The organism is Thiohalobacter thiocyanaticus, from assembly GCF_003932505.1.
In the GTDB taxonomy this organism is placed as follows: Bacteria; Pseudomonadota; Gammaproteobacteria; order Thiohalobacterales; family Thiohalobacteraceae; genus Thiohalobacter; species Thiohalobacter thiocyanaticus.
Genome location: NZ_QZMU01000001.1, coordinates 1,821,905 through 1,847,811, shown reverse-complemented (window position 1 = coordinate 1,847,811; position 25,907 = coordinate 1,821,905). Strand labels below are relative to the sequence as shown.

The 25,907-nt window shown below is 65.9% G+C and carries 27 protein-coding genes, 1 tRNA gene and 2 pseudogenes; 20 read left to right on the top strand and 10 right to left on the bottom strand.

Going from position 1 to position 25,907, the window contains the following annotated elements; genetic code table 11:
• Nucleotides 1-26: 26 nt before the first annotated feature.
• Together D6C00_RS08705 and D6C00_RS08700 are read right to left on the bottom strand one after the other, a co-directional pair.
• Nucleotides 27-359: a hypothetical protein gene (locus tag D6C00_RS08705; RefSeq protein ID WP_125181363.1), complete on the bottom strand. Its 333-nt coding sequence runs from the start codon at nucleotides 357-359 to the stop codon at nucleotides 27-29.
• 4 nt (nucleotides 360-363) lie between these two features.
• Nucleotides 364-1,224: a hypothetical protein gene (locus D6C00_RS08700; RefSeq protein WP_125181362.1), complete on the bottom strand. Its 861-nt coding sequence runs from the start codon at nucleotides 1,222-1,224 to the stop codon at nucleotides 364-366.
• Between the two features lie 164 nt (nucleotides 1,225-1,388).
• Here D6C00_RS08700 and D6C00_RS08695 point away from each other — a divergent pair, with 164 nt between their 5' ends.
• A complete protein-coding gene (locus D6C00_RS08695; protein ID WP_125181361.1) occupies nucleotides 1,389-1,769 on the top strand; it encodes a SirB2 family protein in 381 nt (126 codons plus the stop codon).
• 191 nt (nucleotides 1,770-1,960) lie between these two features.
• Here D6C00_RS08695 and D6C00_RS08690 read toward each other — a convergent pair whose 3' ends face one another.
• The gene (locus D6C00_RS08690; protein WP_125181360.1) at nucleotides 1,961-2,914 is read right to left on the bottom strand and encodes a sigma-54 interaction domain-containing protein; all 954 of its coding nucleotides are present in this window, start codon (nucleotides 2,912-2,914) and stop codon (nucleotides 1,961-1,963) included.
• Between the two features lie 168 nt (nucleotides 2,915-3,082).
• Between D6C00_RS08690 and D6C00_RS08685 the strand changes: the two genes are divergently transcribed.
• A complete protein-coding gene (locus D6C00_RS08685) occupies nucleotides 3,083-3,760 on the top strand; it encodes a TetR/AcrR family transcriptional regulator (protein WP_125181359.1) in 678 nt (225 codons plus the stop codon).
• 8 nt (nucleotides 3,761-3,768) lie between these two features.
• On the opposite strand, the gene D6C00_RS08680 is transcribed toward D6C00_RS08685, so the two are convergent.
• The 4 genes from D6C00_RS08680 to D6C00_RS08665 form a co-directional block, all read right to left on the bottom strand.
• A complete protein-coding gene (locus D6C00_RS08680) occupies nucleotides 3,769-4,230 on the bottom strand; it encodes an RT0821/Lpp0805 family surface protein (protein WP_125181358.1) in 462 nt (153 codons plus the stop codon).
• A 310-nt stretch (nucleotides 4,231-4,540) separates the two neighbouring features.
• Nucleotides 4,541-4,617, bottom strand: a tRNA-Arg gene (locus tag D6C00_RS08675).
• A gap of 255 nt (nucleotides 4,618-4,872) precedes the next feature.
• Nucleotides 4,873-5,109, bottom strand: coding sequence for a flagellar biosynthesis protein FlgE (locus D6C00_RS08670; protein WP_125181357.1), 237 nt, complete (start codon nucleotides 5,107-5,109; stop codon nucleotides 4,873-4,875).
• An 18-nt stretch (nucleotides 5,110-5,127) separates the two neighbouring features.
• Complete coding sequence (locus D6C00_RS08665; RefSeq protein ID WP_125181356.1) at nucleotides 5,128-5,364, bottom strand: hypothetical protein; 237 nt, start codon at nucleotides 5,362-5,364, stop codon at nucleotides 5,128-5,130.
• Between the two features lie 236 nt (nucleotides 5,365-5,600).
• On the opposite strand from D6C00_RS08665, the gene D6C00_RS08660 reads away from it, so the two are divergent.
• Nucleotides 5,601-6,386, top strand: coding sequence for a c-type cytochrome (locus D6C00_RS08660; RefSeq protein WP_158675368.1), 786 nt, complete (start codon nucleotides 5,601-5,603; stop codon nucleotides 6,384-6,386).
• A 79-nt stretch (nucleotides 6,387-6,465) separates the two neighbouring features.
• On the opposite strand, the gene D6C00_RS08655 is transcribed toward D6C00_RS08660, so the two are convergent.
• Together D6C00_RS08655 and rep are read right to left on the bottom strand one after the other, a co-directional pair.
• Nucleotides 6,466-7,185 carry a class I SAM-dependent methyltransferase gene (locus D6C00_RS08655; protein ID WP_241546832.1) on the bottom strand — a complete coding sequence of 240 codons (720 nt, stop codon included), beginning with the start codon at nucleotides 7,183-7,185 and terminating at the stop codon, nucleotides 6,466-6,468.
• A 41-nt stretch (nucleotides 7,186-7,226) separates the two neighbouring features.
• A complete protein-coding gene (gene rep / locus D6C00_RS08650; RefSeq protein ID WP_125181354.1) occupies nucleotides 7,227-9,227 on the bottom strand; it encodes a DNA helicase Rep in 2,001 nt (666 codons plus the stop codon).
• A gap of 488 nt (nucleotides 9,228-9,715) precedes the next feature.
• Between rep and D6C00_RS08645 the strand changes: the two genes are divergently transcribed.
• Both D6C00_RS08645 and D6C00_RS16745 read left to right on the top strand, forming a co-directional pair.
• Nucleotides 9,716-11,236 (top strand): M48 family metalloprotease, encoded by a 1,521-nt coding sequence (locus D6C00_RS08645; protein ID WP_125181353.1) that lies wholly within the window; start codon nucleotides 9,716-9,718, stop codon nucleotides 11,234-11,236.
• 114 nt (nucleotides 11,237-11,350) lie between these two features.
• Nucleotides 11,351-11,659, top strand: a pseudogene (locus D6C00_RS16745) (SprT family zinc-dependent metalloprotease); the annotation flags it as partial.
• A 318-nt stretch (nucleotides 11,660-11,977) separates the two neighbouring features.
• On the opposite strand, the gene trmL reads toward D6C00_RS16745, so the two are convergent.
• Nucleotides 11,978-12,442 (bottom strand): tRNA (uridine(34)/cytosine(34)/5-carboxymethylaminomethyluridine(34)-2'-O)-methyltransferase TrmL, encoded by a 465-nt coding sequence (gene trmL / locus D6C00_RS08635; protein ID WP_125181352.1) that lies wholly within the window; start codon nucleotides 12,440-12,442, stop codon nucleotides 11,978-11,980.
• A gap of 237 nt (nucleotides 12,443-12,679) precedes the next feature.
• Between trmL and D6C00_RS08630 the strand changes: the two genes are divergently transcribed.
• The 15 genes and pseudogenes from D6C00_RS08630 (at nucleotide 12,680) to D6C00_RS08555 (ending at nucleotide 25,897) form a co-directional block, all read left to right on the top strand.
• Nucleotides 12,680-13,636: a dihydroorotate dehydrogenase gene (locus tag D6C00_RS08630; protein ID WP_125181351.1), complete on the top strand. Its 957-nt coding sequence runs from the start codon at nucleotides 12,680-12,682 to the stop codon at nucleotides 13,634-13,636.
• 105 nt (nucleotides 13,637-13,741) lie between these two features.
• On the top strand, nucleotides 13,742-14,386 hold the full coding sequence (locus D6C00_RS08625; protein ID WP_125181350.1) for a PilN domain-containing protein: 645 nt from the start codon (nucleotides 13,742-13,744) through the stop codon (nucleotides 14,384-14,386).
• Nucleotides 14,383-15,021, top strand: coding sequence for a type II secretion system protein GspM (gspM, locus tag D6C00_RS08620; protein ID WP_125181349.1), 639 nt, complete (start codon nucleotides 14,383-14,385; stop codon nucleotides 15,019-15,021). The genes D6C00_RS08625 and gspM overlap by 4 nt, the downstream gene beginning before the upstream one ends.
• Nucleotides 15,018-15,359, top strand: coding sequence for a hypothetical protein (locus D6C00_RS08615; RefSeq protein WP_125181348.1), 342 nt, complete (start codon nucleotides 15,018-15,020; stop codon nucleotides 15,357-15,359). The genes gspM and D6C00_RS08615 overlap by 4 nt, the downstream gene beginning before the upstream one ends.
• Nucleotides 15,360-15,384: 25 nt before the next feature.
• Nucleotides 15,385-16,074: pseudogene (locus tag D6C00_RS16740) on the top strand (secretin N-terminal domain-containing protein); the annotation flags it as partial.
• Nucleotides 16,075-16,447: 373 nt separating this feature from the next.
• Nucleotides 16,448-17,131, top strand: a complete 684-nt coding sequence (locus tag D6C00_RS08600) for a type II secretion system protein GspD (RefSeq protein WP_125181346.1) — start codon at nucleotides 16,448-16,450, stop codon at nucleotides 17,129-17,131.
• A 126-nt stretch (nucleotides 17,132-17,257) separates the two neighbouring features.
• Nucleotides 17,258-17,452 (top strand): AAA family ATPase, encoded by a 195-nt coding sequence (locus D6C00_RS08595; RefSeq protein WP_177433209.1) that lies wholly within the window; start codon nucleotides 17,258-17,260, stop codon nucleotides 17,450-17,452.
• 1,081 nt (nucleotides 17,453-18,533) lie between these two features.
• Nucleotides 18,534-19,241, top strand: a complete 708-nt coding sequence (locus tag D6C00_RS15465) for a tetratricopeptide repeat protein (protein WP_158675367.1) — start codon at nucleotides 18,534-18,536, stop codon at nucleotides 19,239-19,241.
• Nucleotides 19,242-19,268: 27 nt separating this feature from the next.
• Entirely contained in the window at nucleotides 19,269-20,969 is a 1,701-nt protein-coding gene (locus tag D6C00_RS08585) for a GspE/PulE family protein (protein WP_125181344.1), read from the top strand.
• A gap of 162 nt (nucleotides 20,970-21,131) precedes the next feature.
• Nucleotides 21,132-22,370, top strand: coding sequence for a type II secretion system F family protein (locus D6C00_RS08580; RefSeq protein ID WP_125181343.1), 1,239 nt, complete (start codon nucleotides 21,132-21,134; stop codon nucleotides 22,368-22,370).
• 169 nt (nucleotides 22,371-22,539) lie between these two features.
• Nucleotides 22,540-22,905, top strand: a complete 366-nt coding sequence (locus tag D6C00_RS16460; protein ID WP_125181342.1) for a type II secretion system protein — start codon at nucleotides 22,540-22,542, stop codon at nucleotides 22,903-22,905.
• Nucleotides 22,906-23,000: 95 nt separating this feature from the next.
• A complete protein-coding gene (locus D6C00_RS08570) occupies nucleotides 23,001-23,444 on the top strand; it encodes a GspH/FimT family pseudopilin (RefSeq protein WP_125181341.1) in 444 nt (147 codons plus the stop codon).
• A gap of 211 nt (nucleotides 23,445-23,655) precedes the next feature.
• A complete protein-coding gene (locus D6C00_RS08565; RefSeq protein ID WP_158675366.1) occupies nucleotides 23,656-24,054 on the top strand; it encodes a type II secretion system protein in 399 nt (132 codons plus the stop codon).
• Entirely contained in the window at nucleotides 24,054-24,608 is a 555-nt protein-coding gene (locus D6C00_RS08560; RefSeq protein WP_125181339.1) for a PulJ/GspJ family protein, read from the top strand. Before D6C00_RS08565 ends, D6C00_RS08560 begins: the two co-directional genes overlap by 1 nt.
• A complete protein-coding gene (locus tag D6C00_RS08555; RefSeq protein WP_125181338.1) occupies nucleotides 24,605-25,897 on the top strand; it encodes a beta propeller repeat protein in 1,293 nt (430 codons plus the stop codon). The genes D6C00_RS08560 and D6C00_RS08555 overlap by 4 nt, the downstream gene beginning before the upstream one ends.
• Nucleotides 25,898-25,907: the final 10 nt, after the last annotated feature.

Genomic DNA, 25,907 nt, shown 5'->3' with positions numbered 1-25,907 from the left:
TGAATATCCTCATTGCCCGCCTGCATTCAGGCCTGCCATTCATGGCGGCCTTCGCGCAGGCGCTTGTAATTGCGAATCATGATAACGGTTTTCAGGATGTCCGGTGGCGTGACGCGTTCCAGCGCGAGGCCAACGGTCAGTTGCCGTCGCTCGCCCACGGCAGGGCCGATTTCGATGAACTGTTCGCGCTCCCCGCTGCCGAGCGCCAGCAGCCGCGCCTGCCAGATCACCGCAACCCCGTCGAAACGGCCGATGAACTCGAACTGCGCCTCGGTCCCGGCGAGCGGTTCGCACAGCCGGTATTCCTTTTGTCGCTGCTGCAACTGCGCAGCGAGCGCGCTCAACTCCGATTCGGCCATCGGTTCAGGAGGCCTTGATCAGCTTGGCCGAGACCAGGCTGACCTGCATGGCCTCCGCGTCCAGTACCTGCGGATACATGGGATAGTTCTCCAGCAAGGTTTCGGGGCGCTGGCGGGCGGCCGTCTCCAGCCAGCCGCGGGTATTCTCGCTCAGCCGCTGGTGCGCCAGCAGGAAGGGCGCGTTCCATTCATGGTATTCGCGCACCAGGTCCCGTTCCAGCGGCTGCTCCCAGTCTGGATCGACCAGCAGCTCGGGGAAGGCCTCGGCCGGCAGATGGCGCCCGGCCAGCGCGCCCTCGACCCGCATGCCGCCGTGTCCGATGCCGCTGGCGTCGTTCAGGCGCTCGAACCATTGCAGCACCGGCAGCGGTCGCCCGGCCATATTGACCTGACGCTCCAGCACATCCCGCGCGCGGGTATGCCGTGCGCGCGCATCGGGATTGCCACGCGCGGCCTCCAATGCCGGGGACCGGAACTCATTGCTCGACATCAGAAACGGCTGCCAGGTGGGATTGGTGATGCGGTCCTGCTCGACCTCCTCCCGCGTGACCCGACTCTTGACGATGGCCAGCGGCAGACGCGATTCGTGATGCAGCAGCCACAGCTCGAAACGGTCGGCCAGCGGAAACGGGATGGGCGGTCTTTCGTTCAGCGCCTGCATCAGCTGATCGGCGTTGGTCTCGCGGCTGGCCAGGTCGCCGGCGTCACAGTCGGTGGCATGCCAGCGCAGCCGCCCGGCGGCGTTCTGCACCCGCACCTGCCAGTGCCGGCCGTCGGTGGAATAGGCACGCGCATTGCCCACGTCCACCACCTGGATCACGCCCTGGTAGGGACAGAAGCGGCGGATCGAATAGTATTGAGCCATGGCGCGTTCAATCCCGGTGGTCAATGCCCTGACATTACAGTAGACCCGGTCGCTGTTGGCCCGCAACCCTGCGCTGAGCGCAGATACAAGGGGCGGGATGCAGGCGCCTGTTTCGCGCCCTTATCTCCTTGTATCCTGTCTCCTGCCTCCTGTATCTTCGCCCGATGCCCGATTACACCCTGATAAAAATCCTGCACGTCGCCACCGTCATCATCAGCGGCACGGGTTTCACCCTGCGGCTCGGCCTGATGCTGTGGCGCGAGGCCTGGCTCGGCCTGCGCGTGGTGAAGGTCCTGCCGCATATCAACGACACCCTGCTGCTGGTATCGGGCATCACCCTGGCGGTGCTGTCGCGCCAGTCGCCGCTGGATCAGAGCTGGCTACTGGCCAAGCTGATCGCCCTGGTGGTGTATATTCTGCTGGGGATGCTGGCGCTGAAACCGCGCTTTGCCAAACCGGCTCGATTCGGCTTCGGTGTGCTGGCGCTGCTGGTGTTTGCCTATATCGTGAGTGTGGCACTGGCGCGCCAGGCCTGGCCTTCGTGATTGATGGCCACGGAAAACACGGAAAATAAAGCTATTGGGTCAGGCGCGACAGCGCCGTAACCCAACGGATACTTTCTGAATGCTGGGTTGCGTCCCTACGGGCTAACCCAACCTACCCTGAAAACCTTGTCCGTGCTTTCCGTGTTTTCCGTGGCTATATCGAATCTATAGTCAGCTACCGCCGGGTATCCTCAGCACTCTATGCCCCACTTCTTGATGCGGTAGAGCAGGGTGTCGCGGGTCAGTCCCAGCAGGCGGGCGGCGCGGCTGCGGTTGCCGCCGGCCTGGGCCAGGGCCTGCTGGATGAGATCCGATTCCAGCGACCCCAGATCCACACCCCCCGCCGGGAGGGCGAAACCGGGACGGGAGGCCGCCTGCGGCGTGCGCAGCTCGGCCGGCAGGTTCGACGGCTGCACCTCGCGGCCACTGAACAGGATCAGCAGGCGCTCGCACAGGTTGCGCAGCTCGCGCACGTTGCCCGGCCAGGCATAGTCCTGCAGCCGGCTGAGCGTGGCGGCAGAGTAACGCGGCGGGGCCAGTTCGTGCTGCCGCGACAACTGGACGGTGAGATAATCGACCAGTGCGGGGATATCCTCGCGCCGTTCACGCAGCGGCGGCATCTGCACCGGCACCACGTTGAGCCGGTAGAACAGGTCCTGGCGAAAGCGTCCGGCGGCCACGTCCGCAGCCAGGTCGCGGTTGCTCGCAGCCAGCACCCGCAGCTCGACCCGTTCCGGCGCGGCCTGACCCAGGGGCAGGCATTCGCGTGTCTCCAGGAAACGCAGCAGCTTGGCCTGGGCCGGCCCGGGCAGCTCGCCGACCTCGTCCAGGAACAGGCTGCCGCCGCGGGCCTGCTGAACATAACCGGTCTGGTCCGAAACCGCACCGGTGAAGGCCCCGCGCCGGTGGCCGTAGAGCAGGGACTCGACCAGCCCGTCCGGCAGGGAGGCGCAGTTGACGGCCACGAACGGCGCCCCCGCGCGCCGGCTCTCCCGGTGGATGGCCTGTGCCAGCAGATCCTTGCCGGTGCCGCTCTCGCCCTCGATCAGGATGGGCACGTCGGTGGCGGCGGCCAGGGCGGCGGCGCGCAACTGGGTCTTCAGCGCCGGCGCCTGACCGATCATGAGATTCTCGAAACAGCTCATTGTCTCTCCCCCGCAGGTGGAATGCGGCCATTGTAGCCGCACCCGCGCGGCAAATGGCTTGATTTGCGTCAGATCGCCGATCATGGATTGTTGACTTTTATTGGTGTTGGCAATAATTTTATAATTAATTTGAATATTAATGTCACACCGTTGCAGGGGACTGAAGCCATGCCAACGAAAGACATCCCCCTGCGGGAACGCAAGGCGGCCCGCACCCGCCTCAACCTGGCCCGAACGCTGGCGACCCAGTTGGAACACCACAGCCTGGACACGGTGGCGGTGCGCGACCTGTGCACCGAGGTCGAGATCTCGGAGGCCACCTTTTTCAACTACTTCCCGCGCAAGACCGATCTGCTGGCCTACCTGGGTCGGCTCTGGACCCTGGAACTGCAATGGCACGCCAGCCAGGCCGCCATGGAAAAACCCGGGCTGGCCGCCATCGAGGCGGTGTTTCTGGCCGCCGCCCGCCAGGTGCAGGCCCACCCGCAGGCCTGGGGCGAGTGGATCGCCTGGCAGGCGCAGCAGCGGGAAAAGCCGGACGCGGCCCCGCTGAGCGAGGCGGAGAAGCGACTGGGCTTCCCCGACTGCCCGGGCATCGAAACGTTGGAGGAGCAGCGGCTGGACGGTCTGTTGGCAAACCAGCTCACGCGCGCAATCGACCGCGGCGAATTGCCGCCCAACACGCCCCTGCCGGTAGTGATGGCCGCCCTGATCGCCCAGTTCTATGGCGTGATCCTGATCATGAAGCAGACCCAGCCGGGGGCGGTGGCCGCCCAGTTCCGTCAGCAGCTGCAGCTGCTGTGGGCCGGTGTCCGTGGACTGACCCGGGGCGGCGCCGGCACCTGAAGGCGGCTCTATTCCACTACCTTCCAGCTGCCGTCTGGCTGGCGGCAGGCAGTGCCGTAGACCTGCTCGATCTGGCCGCCGATTCTCGCGTCGATGGTGTACTCCCGGCAGGGCCCGCCGGAGGTCTCGTAGGTCCGGGTCGGGGTGACCGCGTACTGGTAACCGGTATCCGGGTTCTGCCAGGTGGAGGTCACGCCGGTACGCACCGACTCCAGGGTACCGGCGGTCTTCATGCGGTCGACCTCGTCCATGGACTGGCCGATCGCCCCACCGATGGCCGCACCGACCAGGGTGCCAGCGATGATGGCCGCGGTACGGCCGCGCCCGCCGCCGACCTCCGAGCCCAGGACGCCGCCGAGGATGCCGCCGATGACCATGCCCGCCTGTTCCTGCGGCCCCTGATAAGTGGCACAGCCGCCGACTCCGAGCGTGGCGGCCAGCATCAATCCTGTCCAGTAACCCTTGTTCATGACTGTCGTCTCCGTTGATCATCCGTCCAGATGGAACAAGCATAGCCGAGCAGCGGCGGGTTGAAGCGCTCTGGAACAGTTGTTTGCCGGCGGGTTGATGCGGATCAAAGCGGGAACCCGGACTGGAATTGTTCGCCTGGCGGACTAAAGCAGCGTGAGGAACGCCCCGAGGGGCTGGGAATCACGAGAAAGCGACAACGCAAGTTGGCGCGCCCGAAGGGGTGAGGCGGGATCGTTCGTCCGGGGGACGAACGCAGCCCGGCGAACGCCCCGCAAGGGGCTGGGAATCGCGAGGAAGCGACAATGGAATTGGCGCGCCCGAAGGGATTCGAACCCCTGACTTCCACCTCCGGAGGGTGGCGCTCTATCCAGCTGAGCTACGGGCGCTAAACGAATTGGATCTGGTGCAAGTACCGCTGCTGGGTTTCGATCGCCCTTACGGGCGATACGGGTGGCGCTCCCGCGGCTGTCGCCGCTTCCCCGGCCCGAACGCATGCGTTCGGGCGTTCGCCTCTGGCGACGCCATGTTAAATGGCGTCGCCTTCGCTATGCGAACCGCGGCTCACCCAGCTGAGCTACGGGCGCGTGATGGCGTAGTGTACTGCGCCCGAGACCTGTGGTCCATTCTGCCCAAGCAGGCGATCAGGCCTTGTCGTCAAACAGACTGCCGATCATATCGTCGACCGTCCTGACCACCTGGGCCGAGGCCTGGCCCTGCAGCTCGTAGGTCTTCAGCTCGACCAGGGCACCGGCCAGGCCGGTGGGCGAGTCAGATTGCATCTGTTCGGTGCCGGCGATGCGACCTGCCGTCTCGCGCATCCCGTCCAGGCTGCGGTTCAAACCCAGCAGCCCGGGTTGCATGGCGTTGTCGATTTTCATTCATTCACTCCCGCGATGTCAGGCGAAGACGTCCAGCGTGCCGCCCCGGGTGCCATCCGGCCGGTCCGCAGGCGACTCACCGGCCGGTTCAGCCTGCCGTTGCCCGCGCTCCTCACCGGCCTGCTGACTGGCTGCCTCGCCCCGTGGGGCGGGCTGAACCGGCCGCGCGCTTTCCTGGGCCGGCCTGGCCTGGGGCGGGCGCAGCGGCTCCTGGGTGATCTGCGGCAGCGGTGCCGGGGTCGGGTACACATTCATAGCGGATAAGCCATTGTAATTATGACGGATCCTGCGATGACCGGCTCCGCTCCGGCGGCCCCCGCGCTGCCCTGGCGGGGCCTGGAGTCCTTCCTGACAGGGTTAGCGGCGTAGCGAAAGGCGACTTGAGTCAAGTCATGCGCCCTTCGCAGTTTTCCGTGGCGGGCCTTTGTCGTTATACTCACGCGCCTTAAGCCGGCATCGGCACGGATTGACCCACGATGGAGACGAACCGTATGTATAAGGTTACAACCCCGAATTTCAGGCACCTGGGCACCTGCTGGCTGCTCGGGCTGTTCCTGGCCGCCGGCGCCCAGGCCGCCGACCCCATGCAGGCAGAGAGCATCGAGTCCCAGATCGCCCCCGTCGGAACGGTCAAGGTGGCCGGCAAGTCGGCCGGCGGCGATGGGGCGGCAGCTGCCGGGGACGCCGGGGGCGCGGCCCGCAGCGGCAGCGACGTCTACAACAACTTCTGCATCGCCTGTCATGGCAGCGGTGTCGCCGGCGCACCCAAGACGGGCGATGAGGCCGCCTGGGCACCCCGCGCCGACAAGGGCATGGACGGCCTGCTGGAAACCGCGACCAACGGCCTGAACGCCATGCCCCCCAAGGGTACCTGTGCCGACTGCTCGGCGGATGAACTGCGCGGCGCGATCGCCTTCATGCTGGATGAGAGCGGCGTCGAGGTGGAAGCCGGTTCGGACGATGCCGCGGCTGCGGCCGAGCCTGCCGCGCCGGCGGATGAAGCCGCCGCGGATGCCGACGGCGAGGGGGTCGATGAGGCCCGCGCCAAGGAGATCTACCAGAGCAAGTGCTTCGCCTGCCACGGCACCGGCGCGGCCGGTGCCCCGGTGCTGGGCAAGGCCGACGCCTGGGCCCCGCGCATCGAGCAGGGCATGGACACCCTGGTCAAGCACGCCAAAGACGGACTCAACGCCATGCCGCCCATGGGCACCTGCATGGACTGCTCCGAGGCCGAGATCCGCGCCGTGGTCGAGTACATGGTGACCGAGAGCGAGTAAGTCCGGCCGGCCGCAGCGCACGAATAAACCCCGCCCGGTTTCACCGCGGCGGGGTTTTTTTATGCGGGGTGATCGCTCATCACGGACGGCGCAGCAGATCGACCCGAATGGGCATCAGGAAGCGCGCACCCTCGGGGCCCTGATACTGCTCGAAGGTCCGGCGGACCTTGTCATACAGCTCAGAGGACAGTTCGTGGCGGGTGTGGGTAACGCCCAGCACCCGCTGCTCGAAGTCGGCGAAATCGGCGAAGTCGTTGCGAGTCTGGAAGAAATGCTGACCGGCCAGTTCCAGCGGACCTGCGTCGACCGCCCGCTGCACGGCAGCGAAGGCTGCCTCGCGCACCTCGCGCTCGTCATGGAACAGGCGCAGCACTTCGTTGAAATCCCCGGCATAGACCGGCTCGGAGATATAGGCCAGCCCGCCCGGGCGCAGCACCCGCGCGATCTCGGCCAGGGCAGCATCCATGCGCTCGACCGGCACATGGTGCAGCGACTTGAACATGAGCACGAGGTCGGCACTGGCGTCTTCCGCCGGGATGGCCTCGGCCCCGGCATGGACGAAGGTCACGCCCGGCAGGTCGTCGATGGCGAGGTTCTTCTCATGCTGAACCGAGTCGACCTCACAGGCCAGGATGGCTTCGGGGCGGCCGGTCCGGGCAATGTCGCGGGTATGCTGCGCCGCGCCGCAGCCCAGCTCGATGATGCGGGCGCCGTCCAACGGCAACAGTTCGGTATAGACATCGAATTCATCCACCACAGCGTCGGCTGCGGGGTCATTGATCTGCATGTGTGCGGGCATGGGTCGCTCTCCGTTCGCTGTTCGATCGCCTTTACCGCTGTTCATGACAGCATGGATTTCAGGTTGGCCAGGTGCGCCTTGCCGCGCTCCTGGCGCGCCTCGGGGTCGACTTCGGTCTGGCGGTCCACCCAGATGATATCGTCGGCCGGCAGTTCCTCCAGAAACCGGCTCGGTTCGGTGCCGAGCCATTCACCGGCGCGCTTGCGCTTGCGGGCAAAGGTGCAGGTGAGGCTTTTCTGCGCGCGGGTGATGCCGACATAGGCCAGTCGGCGCTCCTCCTCCAGGCCGTCCTCGTCCAGACTGGTGCGGTGCGGCAGGATCTCCTCCTCCATGCCGACCAGATAGACGTGCGGGAACTCCAGCCCCTTGGCTGCGTGCAGCGTCATCAGGTGCACCATGTCGCCACCGGCGTCCTCGCGGTTGCGGTCCAGGATATCCATCAGGCTCATGCGCCCGATGATGTCGGCCAATGTGACCTCGCCCTCGAGCTGTTTTTGCGCCTGCTGCATCCAGCCGATCAGTTCCTCCACGTTGGCCCAGCGCCGGTCGGCCTCGTCCGGATCCTTCGCCTGTGCCTGCAGCCAGCCGGCATAGTCGATGTCGCTCAACAACTGCCGGAACACCTCGATGGGATCCCCGCCCTTCGCCGTTTCGGCGATGGTCACCACCCAGTTGGCGAACTCCTGCAGCTTTTTCACCGCACGGCTGTTCAGATGCTGTGACAGCCCCAGCTCGTAACAGGCGCAGAGCAGGCTCACGCCGCGGCTGGAGGCGTACTCGGCGAGCTTTTCCAGCGTACTGGTGCCGATCTCGCGCCGCGGGGTGTTGACCACGCGCAGGAAGGCGCGGTCATCGTCCTCGTTGACCAGCAGCCGCAGGTAGGCGACCAGGTCCTTCACTTCGCTGTACTCGAAAAAGGACATGCCGCCGCTCAGGTGATAGGGGATGCGGTGCTCGCGCAGCGCCTTCTCGAACGGCCGTGACTGATGATTGCCGCGATACAGGATGGCGAAATCCCCGTCGCGCGTGCCATGGGTGAACTTGGCGTGCAGAATCTCGGAGACCACCCGCTCGGCTTCGTGGTCCGGATCGCGGCAGCCGATGATACGCAGCGGCTCGCCGTAGCCCAGCGCGCTCCACAGCTTCTTCTCGAACAGGTGCGGATTGTTGCCGATCAGGGCATTGGCACATTTGAGGATGCAGCCGCTGGAGCGGTAGTTCTGCTCCAGTTTGATCACCTTCAGGCGGGGATAGTCCTCCTTCAGCCGGGCCAGGTTCTCCGGCCGGGCGCCGCGCCAGGTGTAGATGGACTGGTCGTCATCCCCCACGGCGGTGAACTGCCCGAGCCGGCCGACCAGCTGCCGGACCAGTTCGTACTGGGCCCCGTTGGTGTCCTGGTACTCGTCGACCAGCAGATGACGGATACGGGCCTGCCAGTGCTCGCGCGCCTCGAGATCGTCCTGGAACAGGCGCACCGGCTGCAGGATCAGATCGTCGAAATCGAAGGCGTTGTAGGCCTTGAGGCTGCGCTGGTACTGGGCATAGACCTGGGCGCAGGCCAGCGCGCGGTCGTCCGCGGCCTGTTCGACCGCCTGCTGCGGATGGATCAGGTCATTCTTCCAGGCCGAGATCTGCCAGCGGGCGCTGTCGGGATCGAGCCCCAGCCGGGCCTTGCCGATCAGTTCCTTCACCAGATGGGCGCTGTCGGCCGAGTCGAAAATACTGAAGCTGGGCTTGAAGCCCAGGCGTCGGTGCTCGCGTTTGAGGATGTTCAGTCCCAGGGTGTGGAAGGTGGAGATACTCAGCCCCCGGCTCTGACCGCGCCTGAGGATCCGGCCGACGCGCTCGCGCATCTCGCGCGCGGCCTTGTTGGTGAAGGTCACGGCCGTGATGTGGCGCGGTGACAGTGCATGGTCCTCGATCAGGTGGGCGATCTTGCAGGTGATCACGCGGGTCTTGCCGCTGCCGGCGCCGGCAAGCACCAACAGGGGGCCGTCGACATGCCGCATGGCGGCACGTTGTTCGGGATTGAGATCTGCCACGGATGGGATGCGCTGCTAGTACTCCTTCGACATGATATTGCTGGGTTCAGCGAGACGAGAAGCGGCCAGATGCAAGGCACTTGCCCGCCGGGGTAGCCATTCTACCTCAAGGGCAAGTAACGCGGCAGATGGCCGCTTATCGCCTCGCCCGAAGGGAGCCCCCGAACGCCGCCAGGGCGGCGTTGCAGCGCTTGACAAGGGGGCAACCCTTGGCTGCGCGCTGCGCCTTGCCCTGACGGCGTTCGGGGACTCTGAACTCAGCAATATCATGTCGAAGGAGTACTAAGTGAATGAACCGGCATTCTACCCCCTTTTCCCGGCGCCATAAATCGGGATCGCAGGTACCGGTCTGGCCTGGATTTTGTGACCCGGGTGGCAATTCCGGCAGCGCCGCGGGCACGCTGTCGCAGACTGTGAAGGAGGCCGCACAAGTCCACCCCCGGGGTGCCGCTGTTGCTGGCATCCGCATCAGTTTCGAGGCACGCACCATGCTGGAATCCATGACCGAGCGACTGCAGTCCCTGCGCGACCACTGGCAGCGCCTGCCCGGACAATGGCACGCCGACCACCCCCTGCGTTACCGTATCGCCGCCGCCGGCCTGGCGCTGGCCGGTTACGCCTGGCTGGTTGCCTTTCCGCTGCTGGCCCTGGTCGGCGGGCTGCGTCTGGGTACGGCCGGCCTGGCTCCGACCTCGGCCTGGGGCTATCTCGACCACGGGTTGCTCGCCCTGGGCCTGGCCGGCACCCTGATCCTGGCCCGGGCCCGCTTTGGCCTGCCGGATGGCGAACCTCTCGGCGCGGACACGGCGCCGAAACTGTACGCCCTGGTCGAATCCGTGCGCCAGGAACTGCAGGGCGCCGCCGTAGACGAAATCCGTATCACCGGTGAATTCGACGTGCAGCTGCTGCGCACCCCGGTCAGCGGCTTTCCCTTCGTCATGACCCACACCCTGATGATCGGCATGCCGGTGCTGCAGTGCCTGAGCGAGGCCCAGCTCAAGGCCTGGGTGGCCTCGCAGCTGGGCGAGCTGTCGCGTCAGCGCATGCAGCTCGGTAGCTGGATTGCCCAGCTGCGCCAGCTCTGGGTCCGGTACCGGAATCATTTCTGCGCCGGGAGCGGTCCGGCCCGGCTGCTGATCGGGCTTTTCTTCGACCGCTATACCCGCCTGTTCCACCGCTTCACCGCGCCGCTGATGCAGTCTCAGCAGTATGTACGCGACCGTCATGCCCTGCGTACGCTCGGCTATGAGGACACGGCGGAATGGATGGTCATGCAGGCCGTCATGGGCCGGTTCCTGGAACAGGATTACTGGCCCAGCGTGCATCACATCGCCGACAAGGCGCCCGAGCCCACCATCAACCCCTACCGCAATCTGGGCATGCTGCTGCCGCGGCGCCTGGAAACCAACGAGGCCAGGCGCTGGCTGCGCGAGGCCTGGTCGCACAGCGGCAGCGCAGCCGCGCCGGGCCTGAAACAGCGCCTGCAGGCCATTGCGGCCGGCGAGGCCCAGTACCCGGGCCTGCCCGAGCCCTGCGCCGCCGACAGCCTGATGGAGCACACCCTGACCCCACTGCTCGACCGGGTCGACAGCGCCTGGCAGCAGCGTGAACGCCATACCTGGCAGTTGCGCCATCAGAAGAGCTGCGCCGAGCGCGAACGTCTGGAGGCACTCCGGGCCGAAGCCCGGGCCGGCACCCTGCAGGGCCGCAAGGCCATGGAATACGCCGCCCTGATGAAGCGTTACGGGACCACCGAGGAGGCCCATGCCGCCTATGAGCAGATCCTGGCCACGAATCCGGATGACGCCCAGATCGTGTTCGGCACCGGGCGCTACCTCACCGGCCTGGGTGACGAACACGGCATCCGACTGCTGGAACAGGCCATGGAGATGGACAAGCGCTATGTCGTCCCTGCCTGCCGGCTGATCTCCGAGTTCCGCAATCGCCGCGGCAACATCACCCGCTTTCCGGCCCATGAGGGGCAGACCATCCGTCGGCGCGTGAGTTGATGCGGCAGATGTGCAGCCGCGGTTAGCGTGCCGGCCGGCTGACGCAGTCTCTGCCCATCACAGAACCCCGGTGCGGCATGCGGTATCCGCTCGCTTGACCGGCCAGCCTGCCCGATGCAAAGTGCCTGGATAATGGCAGTTCCCGCATCCGTTCCCTCCGTCGTTCCGATCACGTCCCTGCAACAGCAGCAGGTGCGTGAGCAGACGCGCCTGTACCTGGGCCGCGGCAACCGCCTGCTCGGGTGCGAGGCGCCGGTGCCCGAGATCCGCTTCGATCTGCGCGGCCGCGCGGCGGGGCAGTTCCGCCTGCAGCTGGATCATGTCTGTATCCGCTACAACCCCTGGGTGTTCGCGGTCGACCTGGCACATCACCTGGATGAAACGGTGCCGCACGAGGTGGCGCATTACCTGGTTCACGCAAATTTCGGCCGGGTGGCGCCGCACGGACGGGAGTGGCGGATGCTGATGCGCGCCTTCGGCATCGCCGCCAGGGCCACCGGCGGCTATGCACTTGACGGTGTTCCGGTGCGCCGTCAGCGGCGCCATCCCTATCACTGCGGTTGCCGCCGGCATGAACTCAGCACCACCCGCCAACCGGGCGCAGGCCGGGACGGCCTATCACTGCCGGGCCTGCGGGAAGCGGTTGCAGTATGGCAGGTAGGGTTAGCGCAGCGTAATCCGACCTGCCGCGGAAACGTCGGGTTACGCCCGCCATTCAGGCTGACCCGACCTGCGAAACTTTCAGGCTCCGCCCTCGAATCCCAGCTGCCGCCAGGCTTCATAGACCGCCACCGCCACCGTGTTGGCAAGATTGAGGCTGCGGCTGTCCGGGCGCATGGGCAGGCGCAGCACCTGTTCCGGCGGCAGGCTCTCGCGCACCGCCGCCGGCAGGCCGCGGGTCTCGGGGCCGAACAACAGCACGTCGCCGACGCGGAAGCCGGCCTCGGTATGATAGTTCCGGCCGTGGGTGGAGAAGGCGAACACCCGTGCCGGTATCAGCGACTGCAGGCATTGATCCAGGTCCTCATGCAGCGTCACCTCGGCGAACTCGTGATAATCCAGCCCGGCCCGGCGCAGCCGGCGGTCCTCCCAGTCGAAGCCCAGTGGCCGGACCAGGTGGAGGCGGCTGCCAGTGTTGGCGCAAAGGCGTATGATATTGCCGGTGTTGGGCGGTATCTCCGGCTGGTACAGGACGACGTTGAACATTTTGTTATTCGGCTGCTTAACAACGCACAATGCAATTAACCCGTCATTGCGAGGCGCGCCACGCCGCGGCACAAGCGAGCTTGCGAGCGCAGAACGCCCGCAGGGCGGCCCCGAAGGGGTGAGCGTAGCGAATAATCTCCAAACGACTGATTCGTCATTATGAGATTGCCGCGCTTCGCTCGCAATGACGGTACAGATGTTCCCTGACTTTCCGTGTGCTTCCGTGGCGAAGAAAAAATGACCGACGAGCTTACTGACAAACTGGCCATCGACTTCTGCGGGCTGCGCTTCAGCAGCCCGGTGGTGCTGCTGTCGGGCTGCGTGGGTTTCGGCGAGGAGTACACCCGGGTGGCGGGTTTCTCCAACCGCGACGTCGGGGCCATCTGCCTCAAGGGCACCACCGGGGCACCGCGCCTGGGCAACCCGCCGCACCGCGTCTACGAGACCCCGGCCGGCATGCTCAATGCCATCGGGCTGCAGAACCCGGGGGTGGACAGGGTGGTCGATGAGATCCTGCCCACGCTGGATTTCGACGAGACCCGCTTCATTGCCAACGTCTCCGGCTCCACCCTGGAGGAGTACGAGGCCGTCACCCGGCGTTTCAACGACTCCCCCATCGACGCCATCGAGATCAACATCTCCTGCCCCAATGTGAAGGAGGGCGGGGTGGCCTTCGGCAACGACCCGGACATGTCCGCCCGTGTGGTGGAGACCTGCCGTGCCGTGACCGACAAGCCGCTGATCACCAAACTCTCGCCCAACCAGACCGACATCGCCGAGAACGCCCGGCGCTGCATCGAGGCCGGCTCGGATGCCTTCGCCGTGATCAACACCCTGATGGGTATGGCCATCGACATCGACAACCGCACTCCGGTGATCGGCAACAACCAGGGCGGTTTGTCGGGCCCGGCGATCAAGCCCATCGCCCTGCTCAAGGTGCACCAGGTGGCCCAGGTCTGCCGCGCGCACGCCATTCCCATCATCGGCCAGGGCGGTGTCACCACGCCCGAGGACGCCATCGAGTTCCTCATCGCCGGGGCCAGCGCCGTCGGCGTGGGCACGGCCCTGTTCTACGACCCGCTCATCTGCCGGCGCATCAACCAGGGCATCCTGGATTATCTGGACCAGCACGGCCTGAACAGCGTCGCCCAGCTCACCGATACCCTGGTGCTGAACGGCGCAACGGCCTGCTGACCACCTCCCCATAGCGTCAAGTTATCGGCGTAACTTCCGGCTCAGGCTGGAAAAAAACACTGGTCGTCCTATAAAGCGCGGCGTCCTGCGTCCGATATCTGTGACATGTATCAACAAATCAATCTCTATCAACCGGTCTTTCGTCACGAGAAGAAGGTCTTCTCGGCCCTGACCCTGTTGCAGCTGCTGGGTGTGACCGTTCTGGTGCTGGTCGGCGTCTACGGCGGACTGCGCTGGCAACTGGCGCAGGTGGAGCACAATCTGGCGTCGCTGGAAAACCAGCATGCGCAGCTCACCCGGCAGATCGAAACGCTGGAACAGCAGAGCCGGGCCGGCGGCGAACTGGAGAGCCTGGATGCACGCATCGATCAGCTGGAACAGCGCAGCGGGATGCTGGACCGGCTGCTGGGCGAGATGGACAGCTTCCAGACACCCGAGCGGCGCTTCTCCGGCCTGCTGACCGGCCTGGCCCGGGCGCAGACACCGGGGCTGTGGCTGACCCGCATCGAGCTGCTGGCCGACGGCGGCGCGACCCTGGAAGGCCGGGCCTGGGATCCGCAGCGCATCCCCGCCTATCTGGAACAGCTCGGCGGCGAAGCGCAGCTGAGGGGACTGGACCTGAACCAGGTCCGTATCAACAACGGTCCCGAAACCGGCGGGGTCCGTTTCAGCCTCAGCAACCGCACGCTCGACGGCGACGGCCGGTCCCGGCTCAGCCGCCGCGCGCGTGACCCGGAGCCGGCCTCGTGAATCTGGACAACCTCAGAAACTGGCAGGCCCGCATCGATGCGCTGTCGCTGCGCGAGCGCGCCATCCTGCTGCTGACCAGCGGCCTGATCCTGGGCTATGTCCTGTACCTGCTGCTGATCCGGCCGGCCTGGCAGGGCCTGCAGCAGGGCCAGGTCGAGCTGGAGGCCCTGCAGACCCGCCTGACCGCACTGGAGATCCGCTCACGGGACCTGGACAGCGGCCGGACCAGCCCGGAACGGGAACGTCGCGAACGCATCGCCACGCTGGAACAGCAGCTGGAGACCCGCCAGGCCCGGCTGCAGCAACGGCTGGGACGGGTGCTGGCTCCGCGCCAGGCGGCGCAATTATTGCAAAGTATTCTGGAACAGACCGGCGGACTGCGGCTGCGCCAGCTGCACAGCCACTCGGGCAGTTCGCTGTTCAATAATGATCAGGCGGCGGCGCAGGCCGGCCCGTCGGTCGGGCGCTACAACCTGACCCTGGAAATGGAGGGCGGCTACAACGCCACCCGCCGCTTCCTGCAGCAGGTCGAGCAGCTGCCCTGGACCCTGTTCTGGGACAGTCTGGAATACGAGGTGAGGGAACACCCCAACGCCATGATTACTCTGAATTTATATACCCTCGGGCAGTTATGAGGAAGGCCCCCGTCAAGCTCGCGGCCCTGGCCGCCCTGCTGACCCTGGGCGCCGGCCTTACGCTGCCCTGCGGGGCGGCCGCGCTGGCCGACCCGACCGCGCCCAACCCGCGTGGTCAGGCGGCCGGCCCGGGCGGCGACACGGGCTCGGGCCTGACCTGGACCCGGGTGACGGAAAATCGCCGCGAAGCCGTGATCAACGGCATCCGGGTGACGGAAGGCGACCGCCTGGGCGGGGCGCGCATCCTGCGCATCCGCCACGGCGCGGTCGAGATCGAGACCGCAAGCGGCCGCGATACGCTGCGATTGCAACCCAGCAGGATAAAACAGGCCCCCTGAACGGGGCAGGCGAAGGACCGTGACAATGAAACCAACCGCACTTCCCCTGATTCTCGTCGTCGCCCTCGGTCTGGCCGGCTGTCAGCACCTGCCCGATCAGGATGCCCGCGCTGTGGCGCCGAACCTGGACAGCATCGACGCCGCCATGGCCGAGTCCGGGGACGGCGCGGTACGCGAGACCGCCCCGACCCTGCCGCCGGACGTGCAGGAGGCGCTGCTGCCGCCGGTCTCGGTCGAGCTGCCGGAACAGGCACGGCAGGTTGAGCAGCGCTTCGATATTGCCGTCAACGAAATCCCGGCCCGCCAGTTCTTCATCGGCCTGGTCGAGGACAGCCCCTATAACATGGTGGTGCATCCGGATGTCGCCGGCAGCCTGACCCTGGACCTGAAGAACGTCAGCGTCGAGGACGTGATGCGGACGGTACGTGATGTCTATGGCTACGAATACCGCCGCAACGGCAATGTCTACCAGGTGATGCCGGCGCGCATGCGCTCGCGGGTGTTCAAGATCGACTATCTCAACATCCAGCGCTCCGGCAACTCGCGCACCCGGGTCAGCTCGGGCCAGGTCAGCGAGGCCGTCGACAGGGGTAGCGACGACGGCGAGAGCGGTTCGGGCAGCAGCCGTTCCGACAGCGGCAGCAACCGCTCCTCGGTTTCCGGCAGCGAGGTCAGCACCCGTTCCGAATCCGATTTCTGGAGCGAGCTCAGGGACGCCCTGACCATGCTCATCGGCGAGGAAGAGGGCCGCCGGGTGGTGATCAACGCCCAGGCCGGCATCCTGGTGGTGCGGGCCCTGCCGGGCGAGCTGCGCGACGTGGAGGAATACCTGGCCACGCTGCAGGACGTGGTCCAGCGCCAGGTCATCCTGGAGGCCAAGATCGTCGAGGTGCAACTCAACGAGGGTTTCCGCACCGGCATCAACTGGAGCGCACTGGGCGAACCGAAGACGGGTCAGACCGTGTTCGGCGGCCAGGCCGGCGGCGGCAGCATCATCACTGACGGAGTGGCCGAATTCGCCGGCGCCCCGGTCACCCTGAGCCCGGGCCGCCGGCATCATCGCGGCCGAGACCAGCAGCTTCGGCGGCATGAACTTCCTGTCCATCAACATGAACGACTTCACCGCCTTCATCGAGCTGCTCAAGAGTCAGGGCAAGGTGCAGGTGCTGTCCAGCCCACGGGTGTCCACGGTCAACAACCAGAAGGCCGTGATCAAGGTCGGCACGGACGAGTTCTTCGTCACCGACGTGGAAACCGACACCAACACCACGCTCAACACCACCAATCAGTCGGTCAATGTGGAGCTCACACCCTTCTTCTCCGGCGTGGCCCTGGACGTGATCCCGCAGATCAGCGCCGAGGGCGATGTCATTCTGCACATCCACCCGACGGTGAGCGAGGTCAGCGAGCGCACCAAAAGCATCAGTGTTTCCACCGAGACCAGCCTGGAGATCCCGCTGGCGCTGTCCAGCATCCGCGAATCCGACACCATCATCCGCGCCCGCAGCGGCCAGATCGTGGTCATCGGCGGCCTGATGAAGGATCAGCAGACCAACGATGTGGCAAAGACCCCGGGGCTGGGCGACGTGCCCATGTTCGGCAAGCTGTTCCAGCATCAGCGCGAGCGCAAGACCAAGAGCGAGCTGGTGATCCTGCTGCGCCCCATCGTCACCTCCGGCAGCGGCGGCAACGCCTGGAACGAGCAGGTGCGCCAGTCGGCCGAGCGCATCGGGCGCATGCAGTCGCCGCGTCCCGACACCACCAGGCGCTGAGCTGCAGGGAGGCAGTGGGAATGTTACCTCGAACACTCCGACTGCGGAAGAGGCGCCATTCCCAATCGGGACGCCGGATACGGTTTCTATTTTTGACTCGCGCCCCAAGCCACCAGAGGGGGGCTGTTGAACACAGATGTGGTCGCGTGCTCAGCGGCACGGTTCATCAAGGTCACCGGCGAGGTCGGCACCGGCAAGACCCTGCTGTGCCGCAAGCTGCTCAACAGCCTGGACGGGAACACAGTCACCGCCTGGCTGCCCAATCCCTTCGTCAACGCCACCGCCCTGCGCATTGGCCTTCGCGAGGCACCTGAGGCCTGAATTCCCGCGACAACCCGGCCAGACCGGCTGCTGAAGCTGATAAACCCACCCGACCTGGCGGCTGGAAACGGCCGCGGCGGGCAGGAGTGGGCTGCTGAATCGCCGGAGGCCACATCCCTGCCGGACGAACGCTGGTAGGCGATACGGGTTTCTGACCAACTGGAAACCGCAAACGAGAAGTGTTGCTGGTGGTCCTGTTCGGCCAGCCCGAGCTGGATTCGCGGCTCGCGCAGCCGCGCATCCGCCAGCTCAGGCAGCGCATCATTTTCAGTTATCAACTGCGGCCCCTGCCGCGCGGCGACCCGCAGCTTAGTACAGCAACGCTGGCCGCGGCCGGGCGGCCCGGGGGAGACCGGTACGTTCGCCCCGCGCGCCCTGCGCGGGCTTCCACCGGGACGGCGCGGCATCCACGCGCGCTTGATTCAACATACTAGCTCACAAGGCCGTGATGTCGGCCTTCGGTACCGGCGCAAATGGTACGGACCGCGATGTGAGGCCGCCGCCATCCATGACACGAGGATCGCTGTCCTCGGGTCCTTCCTCCGGTTGCGCTGACCCTGTGGGCCGTCCGGAATGGCGGCGCCGGGGGGGGGGCCGGGGCCTTCTGTTGCTGGGACGCTTGACACTGAGTCTGGTAACCAGGTCCTGCGCGATCTCGATTGCGCGACGCGAGACGCAGCCGCCGGATGGCCATGGACGGGCTGCGCTCGACCCCGCCGGCCAGCCGCTCCGCCCACAGGGCCGGGGTGGCCCTGGGCACGGTGGCGCTGCTGGGGCTGATCGGGGTACTGGCCTGGCTCTATCTGCAACCGCCAGCCACACCGGCGCCGACCGCGGCCGGCGAGCGCACCCGTCCGGCACCGGCCGCCATGGCCGAATCCCGGACCACGCGGCAGGAGCCGGCGCTGCACATCGCAGACCCGGCTGGCGTTCCGCCCGTTATGAATCCGGTGCTGGTATCCGGCACGGGCTTCCAGGCCGTGGCCGGCGCGGACACCCGCGACCGGTCAGAGGCAACTTCCATCCCGGCACACCGGACCCCGAACCGGCCACGCCGGAGACGACAGCCGAAGCGGTGCCCGTGTCCGCCGAAGCGGCAACCGACCCGGACATGGCCAGCACTCCGGACGCTTCCCGGTCGGACCGGAACGCCGCCGGCTCGACCACACCGAGCATGCGCAAGACCCCGCGTCCGCTCAGCCCGGCCGAGCAGGCCGAGCAGCATTTCGCCGACGGTCTGGCCGCGCTCGGCCAGGGCCAGTGGCGGCTCGCCGAGCAGGAACTTCAGGCCGCGCTCGAGGCCGACCCCGGCCACCTGCGGGCGCGCGAGTCCCTGTCCGGCGTCCTGCTGTACCAGGGCCGCCGGCGTGATGCCGAAGCGGTTCTGGCAGCCGGCCTCGAGGCGCATCCCTATACGCCCTCCCTGGCCAGGACCTATGCCCGCCTGATCCTGGACCAGGGCCGGGACGATGCCGCCATCGAGGTACTGGAAACCGCGCTGGTGAATGCCGTGGATGACGCCGGATACCTGGCCCTGCTGGCCGGCGTCTACCAGCGCAACCAGCGTTACGACGAGGCGGCCGGCAGTTACCGCAGCGCCCTGTCGCTCGCGCCGAAGCGCGCGGCCTGGTGGCTCGGCCTGGGCCTGGCGCTGGAGGGCGGCGGTGAACTGGAACGTGCCGCCGGCGCCTACCGCAGCGCCATCGGAAACCCCGGACTGAATGCGAACTCCCGCCGCTTCGCCGAGGACCGGCTGCAGCGACTCAATCATCTCCTCGGACGCCAGTAGAGAACCAGTAGAGAAACGGATATGCCCATGGCCGCGCCCAAGAAAGTCCGCATCGGCGACCTGCTGGTCGAGCATCGGATCATCTCCGAGGCCCAGCTCTCGGCCGCGCTGGCCGAGCAGAAGAAAAGCGGGCGCAAGCTCGGCCGGGTGCTGATCGATCACGGCTATGTGCAGGAGGACGCGCTGCTCAAGCTGCTGTCCGAGCAGCTGGACATGCCCTACATCGATCTGGGCACCTTCGAGCTCAATCCTTCCGTGGTGCAACTGCTGCCCGAGACCTACGCCCGGCGCTACCGCGCCCTGGTGCTCAAGGAAACCCCCACCGGCCTGCTGGTCGGCATGGGCGATCCCACCGACATCTTCGCCTTCGACGAGCTGGCGCGCGTGCTCAAGCGTCCGCTCACGCTCGCCGTTGTCAAGGAATCCGACCTGCTGCACGCCATCGACCAGATGTACGAGCACGGCGCCCAGATCAGGAATCTCGCCTCCGAGATCGGGCAGGACCTGTCCGAGAACGCCTTCGATCTGGGTAACCTGACCGCCGAATCCAGCCAGTCCGACGCCCCGGTGGTCAAGCTGCTGCAGACCATCTTCGAGGACGCCGTCCGCGCCAAGGCCTCGGACATCCACATCGAGCCCGACGAGGACGTGCTGCGTATCCGCCGCCGGGTCGACGGCGTGCTGCACGAACAGGTGATGGACGAGAAGCGCATCGCCGCCGCCCTGGTCTCGCGGTTGAAACTCATGGCTGGCGGCGACATCTCCGAGCGGCGCAAGCCGCAGGACGGGCGCTTCACACTCAAGGTGCAGGACACCCAGATCGACGTGCGCATGGCCACCGTGCCGACCCAGAATGGCGAGGCCGCGGTGCTACGCCTGCTGGACCAGGACGCCGGGCGCTTCAACCTGGATGACCTGGGCATGCCGGAGGCCGTACTCACCAGCTTCCGCCGCCAGATCCACAAACCGCACGGCCTGGTGCTGGTCACCGGCCCCACCGGCAGCGGCAAGACCACCACCCTGTATGCCGCGCTGGGTGAGCTCAACCGGCCGCAGAAGAAGATCATCACCGTCGAAGACCCGGTCGAGATCCAGATGCCGCGCGTCAACCAGGTGCAGGTCAATCCCAAGATCGGTCTCGGTTTCGCCGAGGTGCTGCGCACCACCCTGCGGCTGGACCCCGACATCATCCTGGTCGGCGAGATCCGCGATCAGGAGACCGGCGAGATCGCCCTGCGCGCCTCGCTCACCGGCCACCTGGTGCTCTCCACCCTGCACACCAATGATGCGGTCAGCAGCGCCATCCGCCTGATCGATATGGGCCTGGAACCCTATCTGGTGGCCTCCTCGGTCAGCGCCATCGTCGCCCAGCGTCTGGTGCGCACCCTGTGCGAGGGCTGCCGGACCGAACACACGCCGACCGCCGCCGAGCACGCCTGGCTGGAGGCACTGGAGGGCAGAGACCCGACGCCCGTTACCTTCCATGAAGGCACAGGCTGCAACAGGTGCAATCACACCGGCTATCGCGGCCGCACCGGCGTGTACGAGATCCTGGAACTCAACTCCGAGCTGATCGACGCCCTGCGCCAGAACGACCAGAGCGCCTTCGAGCGCATCTGCCGGGCCGAATCCCGCTACCGCCCGCTGGTGCATCACGCCCTGGAGCTGGCCGGCCAGGGCCGGACCTCGCTGGAAGAGGTCATGCGCCTGACCGGGTGGATTGAGTGAGCCGGGTTATGGAAACGCAGAGGCGCGGAGGCGCAAAGAAGGGAGATGTCATTGCGAGCGAAGCGCGGCAATCTCGTAATGCACTGTCAGTCGTGAAGAGATTGCTTCGCCGCTGCGCGACTCGCAATGACGGCCAAACCAGACAGGTAACCAACATCAACCATGCCGCTGTTTGATTACAAGGCCCGCGGACCGCGCGGGGACGCGATCGAGGGCACGGTGGAGGCCAACACCGTCGATGCCGTGGCCGGCCGTCTGCTGGAGGGCGGGCTGGTGCCCATCGACATCCGCCCGGCACAGGTGAAAAGCCACTGGAACCGCGACCTCAGCGACATCTTCCCCGAGAAGGTCAGGCTCGCCGACCTGATCCAGTTCAGCCGCCAGATGCACAGCCTGCTGCGCGCCGGCGTACCCATCCTCTCCGCATTGAACGGCCTGACCGGCACCACCCGCAACCGCACCCTGGCGAAAGCGCTGGGCGAGATCAGCGAAATGCTCGAGGCCGGTCACGATCTGGCCAGTTCCCTGGCCCGGCACGAAGCCATCTTCAGTTCCTTCTATATCAGCCTGGTGCGTGTGGGCGAGACCACCGGCCAGCTGGAGGAGATCTTCCTGCAGCTGGCCTATTACCTGGAGCGCGAGAAAAAGACCCGCGACCAGATCAAGTCCGCGCTGCGCTATCCCATCTTCGTTATCAGCGCCATCGCCATCGCGCTGGCCATAATCAATATATTCGTCATCCCAGCCTTCAAGGACGTGTTCGCACGCTATGACGCCGAACTGCCGGTGATGACCCGCTTCCTGATCGGCATGTCGGATTTCTTCGTCCACCAGTGGCCGCTGCTGCTGCTCCTGCTGTTCGGACTGTTCTTCGGGCTGAAGCTGTATCTGAACAGCGAATCGGGCCGTTACCGCTGGGACCGCTTCAAGCTGCGTCTGCCGTTGGTCGGCACGGTGCTGGAAAAAGCCACCCTGTCACGCTATGCGCGCCTGTTCAGCCTGGCGCACAAGGCCGGCGTGCCGCTGATGACCACGCTCACCGTGATCTCGAAGGCGGTGGACAACCACTATTTCGAAGACCGGGTGCTGGCCATGCGGACCGGCATCGAGCGCGGCGACTCCATCACCAACACGGCGGTAGCCTCCGGCCTGTTCGATCCGCTGGTGCTGCAGATGATGGCGGTGGGCGAACAGTCCGGCACCCTGGACGAGCTGCTGGGCGAGGTCGCCCGCTACTACGACCAGGAGGTGGAGTACAGCATCGAGCGCCTGGCCGGCAGCATCGAGCCCATCCTGACCGTGGTCATCGGCATCATGGTACTGGTGCTGGCCCTGGGCATCTTCCTGCCCATGTGGGGCATGGCCGGCGCCATCCTGGGCAAGCCGACCCCGGGCACCTGATCCCGCCCCCTCTCCCCCTCGGGGAGAGGGGCCGCGGGTGAGGGGCGGAGCTTTCACCCACAAAAAGTTAGCGCCCGACCCCTAAAGGTTTCCGGATCCCGGGACGCTAACAGCCATACACAGGGCAGTGACCCCATGTGGATGATATCTCGAGCAAAGGAGCACGAACATGAAACGTCAATCCGGTTTTACCCTGATCGAGCTGGTGATGGTGATCGTCATCCTCGGTATTCTGGGGGCCATTGCCACGCCGATTTTCGTCGATCTGGAATCCGAGGCCCAGACCGCAGCGGAGCGGGGCATGAGCGGTGCCGTCAAGGCTGCCCATGCAGTGGCCATCGCCGACCTGAAGCGCTTCCCGACCGTCACCGAGCTGGAAACCTATGTGCAGGGCGAAAACATCAATGCCGTCGGCACCGGCGTCGAAGTGGATATCGGCGGCACCGTCTCCACGGTACCGACCTTCACCGATACCAACTGCTCCACGGCGACCAGCGCTGTCGGTGACACCGTCCGCTGTGTCGGGAACATCTGATACGGCCTGACGGCCCACTGGCTGTAAGTACGCGCAAAAGGGTGGGCCATCGTGCCCACCCTTTTGCGTCCCGGGCACCGGAAGGAAACGGCGTCATGCGACAACAGGGATTCACACTGATCGAACTGATCGTGGTCATGCTGGTCATGGCCGTGCTGGCGGCCTATGTCGGCACCCGCTGGTCGTTCGGTGACGCCACGGTCAGCGCCCAGGCCGAACAGCTGGCGCGCGATCTGCGCCATACCCAGATGCTGGCCATGCAGCAGGGCCGGACGCTGCGGCTGGAAGCCACCGGCGGCGGCTACCGGGTCACCGACGGTGCCAGTGTCATCTCCGACCCCGCCACCCAGCAGAATTTCATCCAGACGCTCGACAACGGTGTCAGCCTCGGCGGCGGTCCAATCGAGTTCGATTCCATGGGTCGGCCGGTGAGCGGCGGCAGCCTGGCCGGTGCGGCGGTGAGCTTCAGCCTCAGCGGCAGCAGCGACACGGCCGCCGTGAGCGTGGCACCGGTCACCGGTTTCGTGAGCGGGCCTTGAAAATGGCCACGGAAAACACGGAAAGCACGGACAAGTGAATAGCCACGGAGAACAATTGCGCTATCCGTCATCCCGGTACCGGCCTGCGCCGGCACCGGCCCCGGCCGGTCTTCACGAGCCGCCCTGGCTTCCGGATACCGGCCTGCGTCGACATGACAAATCCCGCAGTTACCATCGCGACACTGATTCGTCCGTGCTTTCCGTGTTTTCCGTGGCCATTCATAAAAAACAAACCGGCTTCAGCCTGATCGAGCTGGTGATGGTGATTGTCATCCTGGCCCTGGCCTCGCTGGCCATCGGCAGCCAGTTCATGCAGAGCGCGCGCAGCTGGATGCTGGACGAGCACATCCAGACCGCGAGCCAATTGGCACAGGAACGCGCGGAACAGCTGCTGTCCGACCGCCGCCTGAACGACTATGCGGCCGTGCCAGCCGGCACCACCACCGAAACGCTCACCGGCAATTTCAACGGCTACACCCGCAACACCCAGGTCTCGGTCTATGCCGGGCCGGCCTGCCCGGTACTCGACTGCCGCGAGGTCGTCATCACGGTAACCGATGCCGACGGCCAGGTAAGAGCCGAAACCAGCCTGATGGTGGCTGACTACTGATGCGCCCTTCGATCACACACCCACGCCGCAGCCACGGCTTCAGCCTGATCGAGATGGTGGTCACCATCATGATTCTGTCCATCCTCGGTGGTGTGACGGCCTATACCATCAGCCACGGCGCCCAGGCCTATCTTGGCAGCCGTGACATCGTCACCACACTCAGCAAGCTGCGTCTGGCCAGCGAGCGCCTGGCGCGCGAAATCCGCAGCGTACGCCGCGACCCGGCCGCGCCGGCGCAGTATGATTTCAACGGCTTCCCCACCGCCAGCAACCTGTCCTTCGACCGGCTGGAGGCCGACGGCGTTACCGTGACCACCGTCAGCATCGACGGCAGCGGCAATCCGATCACACTGGAATACGACACCCCGGGCGGCGCGCACACCCTGACCGATCAGGTCGCCAGCTTTGCCCTCGCCTACTATCAGGCCGACGGCGTTACCGCCGCGACCTCCACTTCCGACATCGCCTTCGTCGAATTCGAACTGGTGCTGCAGGATGCGAATGGCAACAGTTATCCGCAGCGCACCCGCGTGGCCCTGAGGCAGCAGGAATGAACCGCGTCGCCCTGTCACGCCCGATCGTGTTTACGCCGCCGGCCCGCCAGCGCGGTGCCGCCCTGGTGGTCGCGGCCGTGTTCCTGGTGGTGGTCATGGTGGTGCTGGGCGATGTCACCCTGCGCCTGTCTTCGACCGATGTCACCGACTCCGCTCTGCAGGCCGATGCGGTTGATGCCCTGTTCCTGGCCGAGACCGGACTGGAGCACGCTGCCGCACGGCTGGCCGACGGCATTGCCTGCCTGGATCTGGTCACGGGCTCGCCGGTGGATTTCGGCCGCGGGGATTTTCAGACCACCCAGGCTGCCGAGGTCGGCAGCGACTGCCGGGTCCGGGTCACGGGCCGGGTGCTGTTCGGCGGCACCAGCCTGCGCGCGCAGCGCACGGTTGAGGGCCTGCTCAGCCCCCAGGCCGGCGGTGGCACCTGGGCGGTGGGCGCCGGTGGCACCCTGCTCAGCTACAACGGCAGCGCCTGGGCCCTGGAGGTCTCCGGCACCGGCAATAACCTCAATGACATCACCTGTGCGGATAACGAATGCTTTGCCGTTGGCGACGGCGGCACCATTCTGCACTGGGACGGCAGCGCCTGGAGTGATGTCTCGCCCGGCGGAGGTAACTTTGAGGGCGTGGCCTGTGAGCCCGACGAACCGGATTCCTGTTTCGCGGTAGGCAGCGGCGGCATTTATTACTGGAATGGCAGCGACTGGAACTCAGCTGCTGGAGGCGATTACAACGATGTGTATTGTGATACCGGTCGCTGCTACTTTGCAGGTGACAACGGTGCCATCGCAGCCTGGCCTTCCACTTTAGAATGGAACAGCAATAACCGAAATCTCAATGGCATTGCCTGTCTGCCCAATAACGACAATCACTGTTTCGCAGTAGGCGCCAATGGCACAATCCGCGAACGCGGTGTCTTTTTCGGCATTGGTTTCTGGGGTGGGAATAATTCAGACACCAACCGGCAGCTTTATGACATTGCCTGCCCCACAGACAATTTCTGTGTCGCCAGCGGCCATAACGGGACTTTGCTGCACGGAAACGGCACTGGCAGCTGGCTGGATGTCGGCTCACCCACCAACCGTCATCTGCACGGGATTGCCTGCGAAGCCGACGCCGACGACAACTGCTTCGCCGTCGGCCGCAATGGCGAGATTGTGCAGTACGATGGCAATTGGTCCACCATGGCATCGCCAACCGGCACACATCTGAATGGTGTTCATGTTTCAGCAACGGGCGGCGGCGGCAGCGCGGTGCTGCTCTCGCGCTGGTGGGAAATCATCAACTAGGGACGACAAC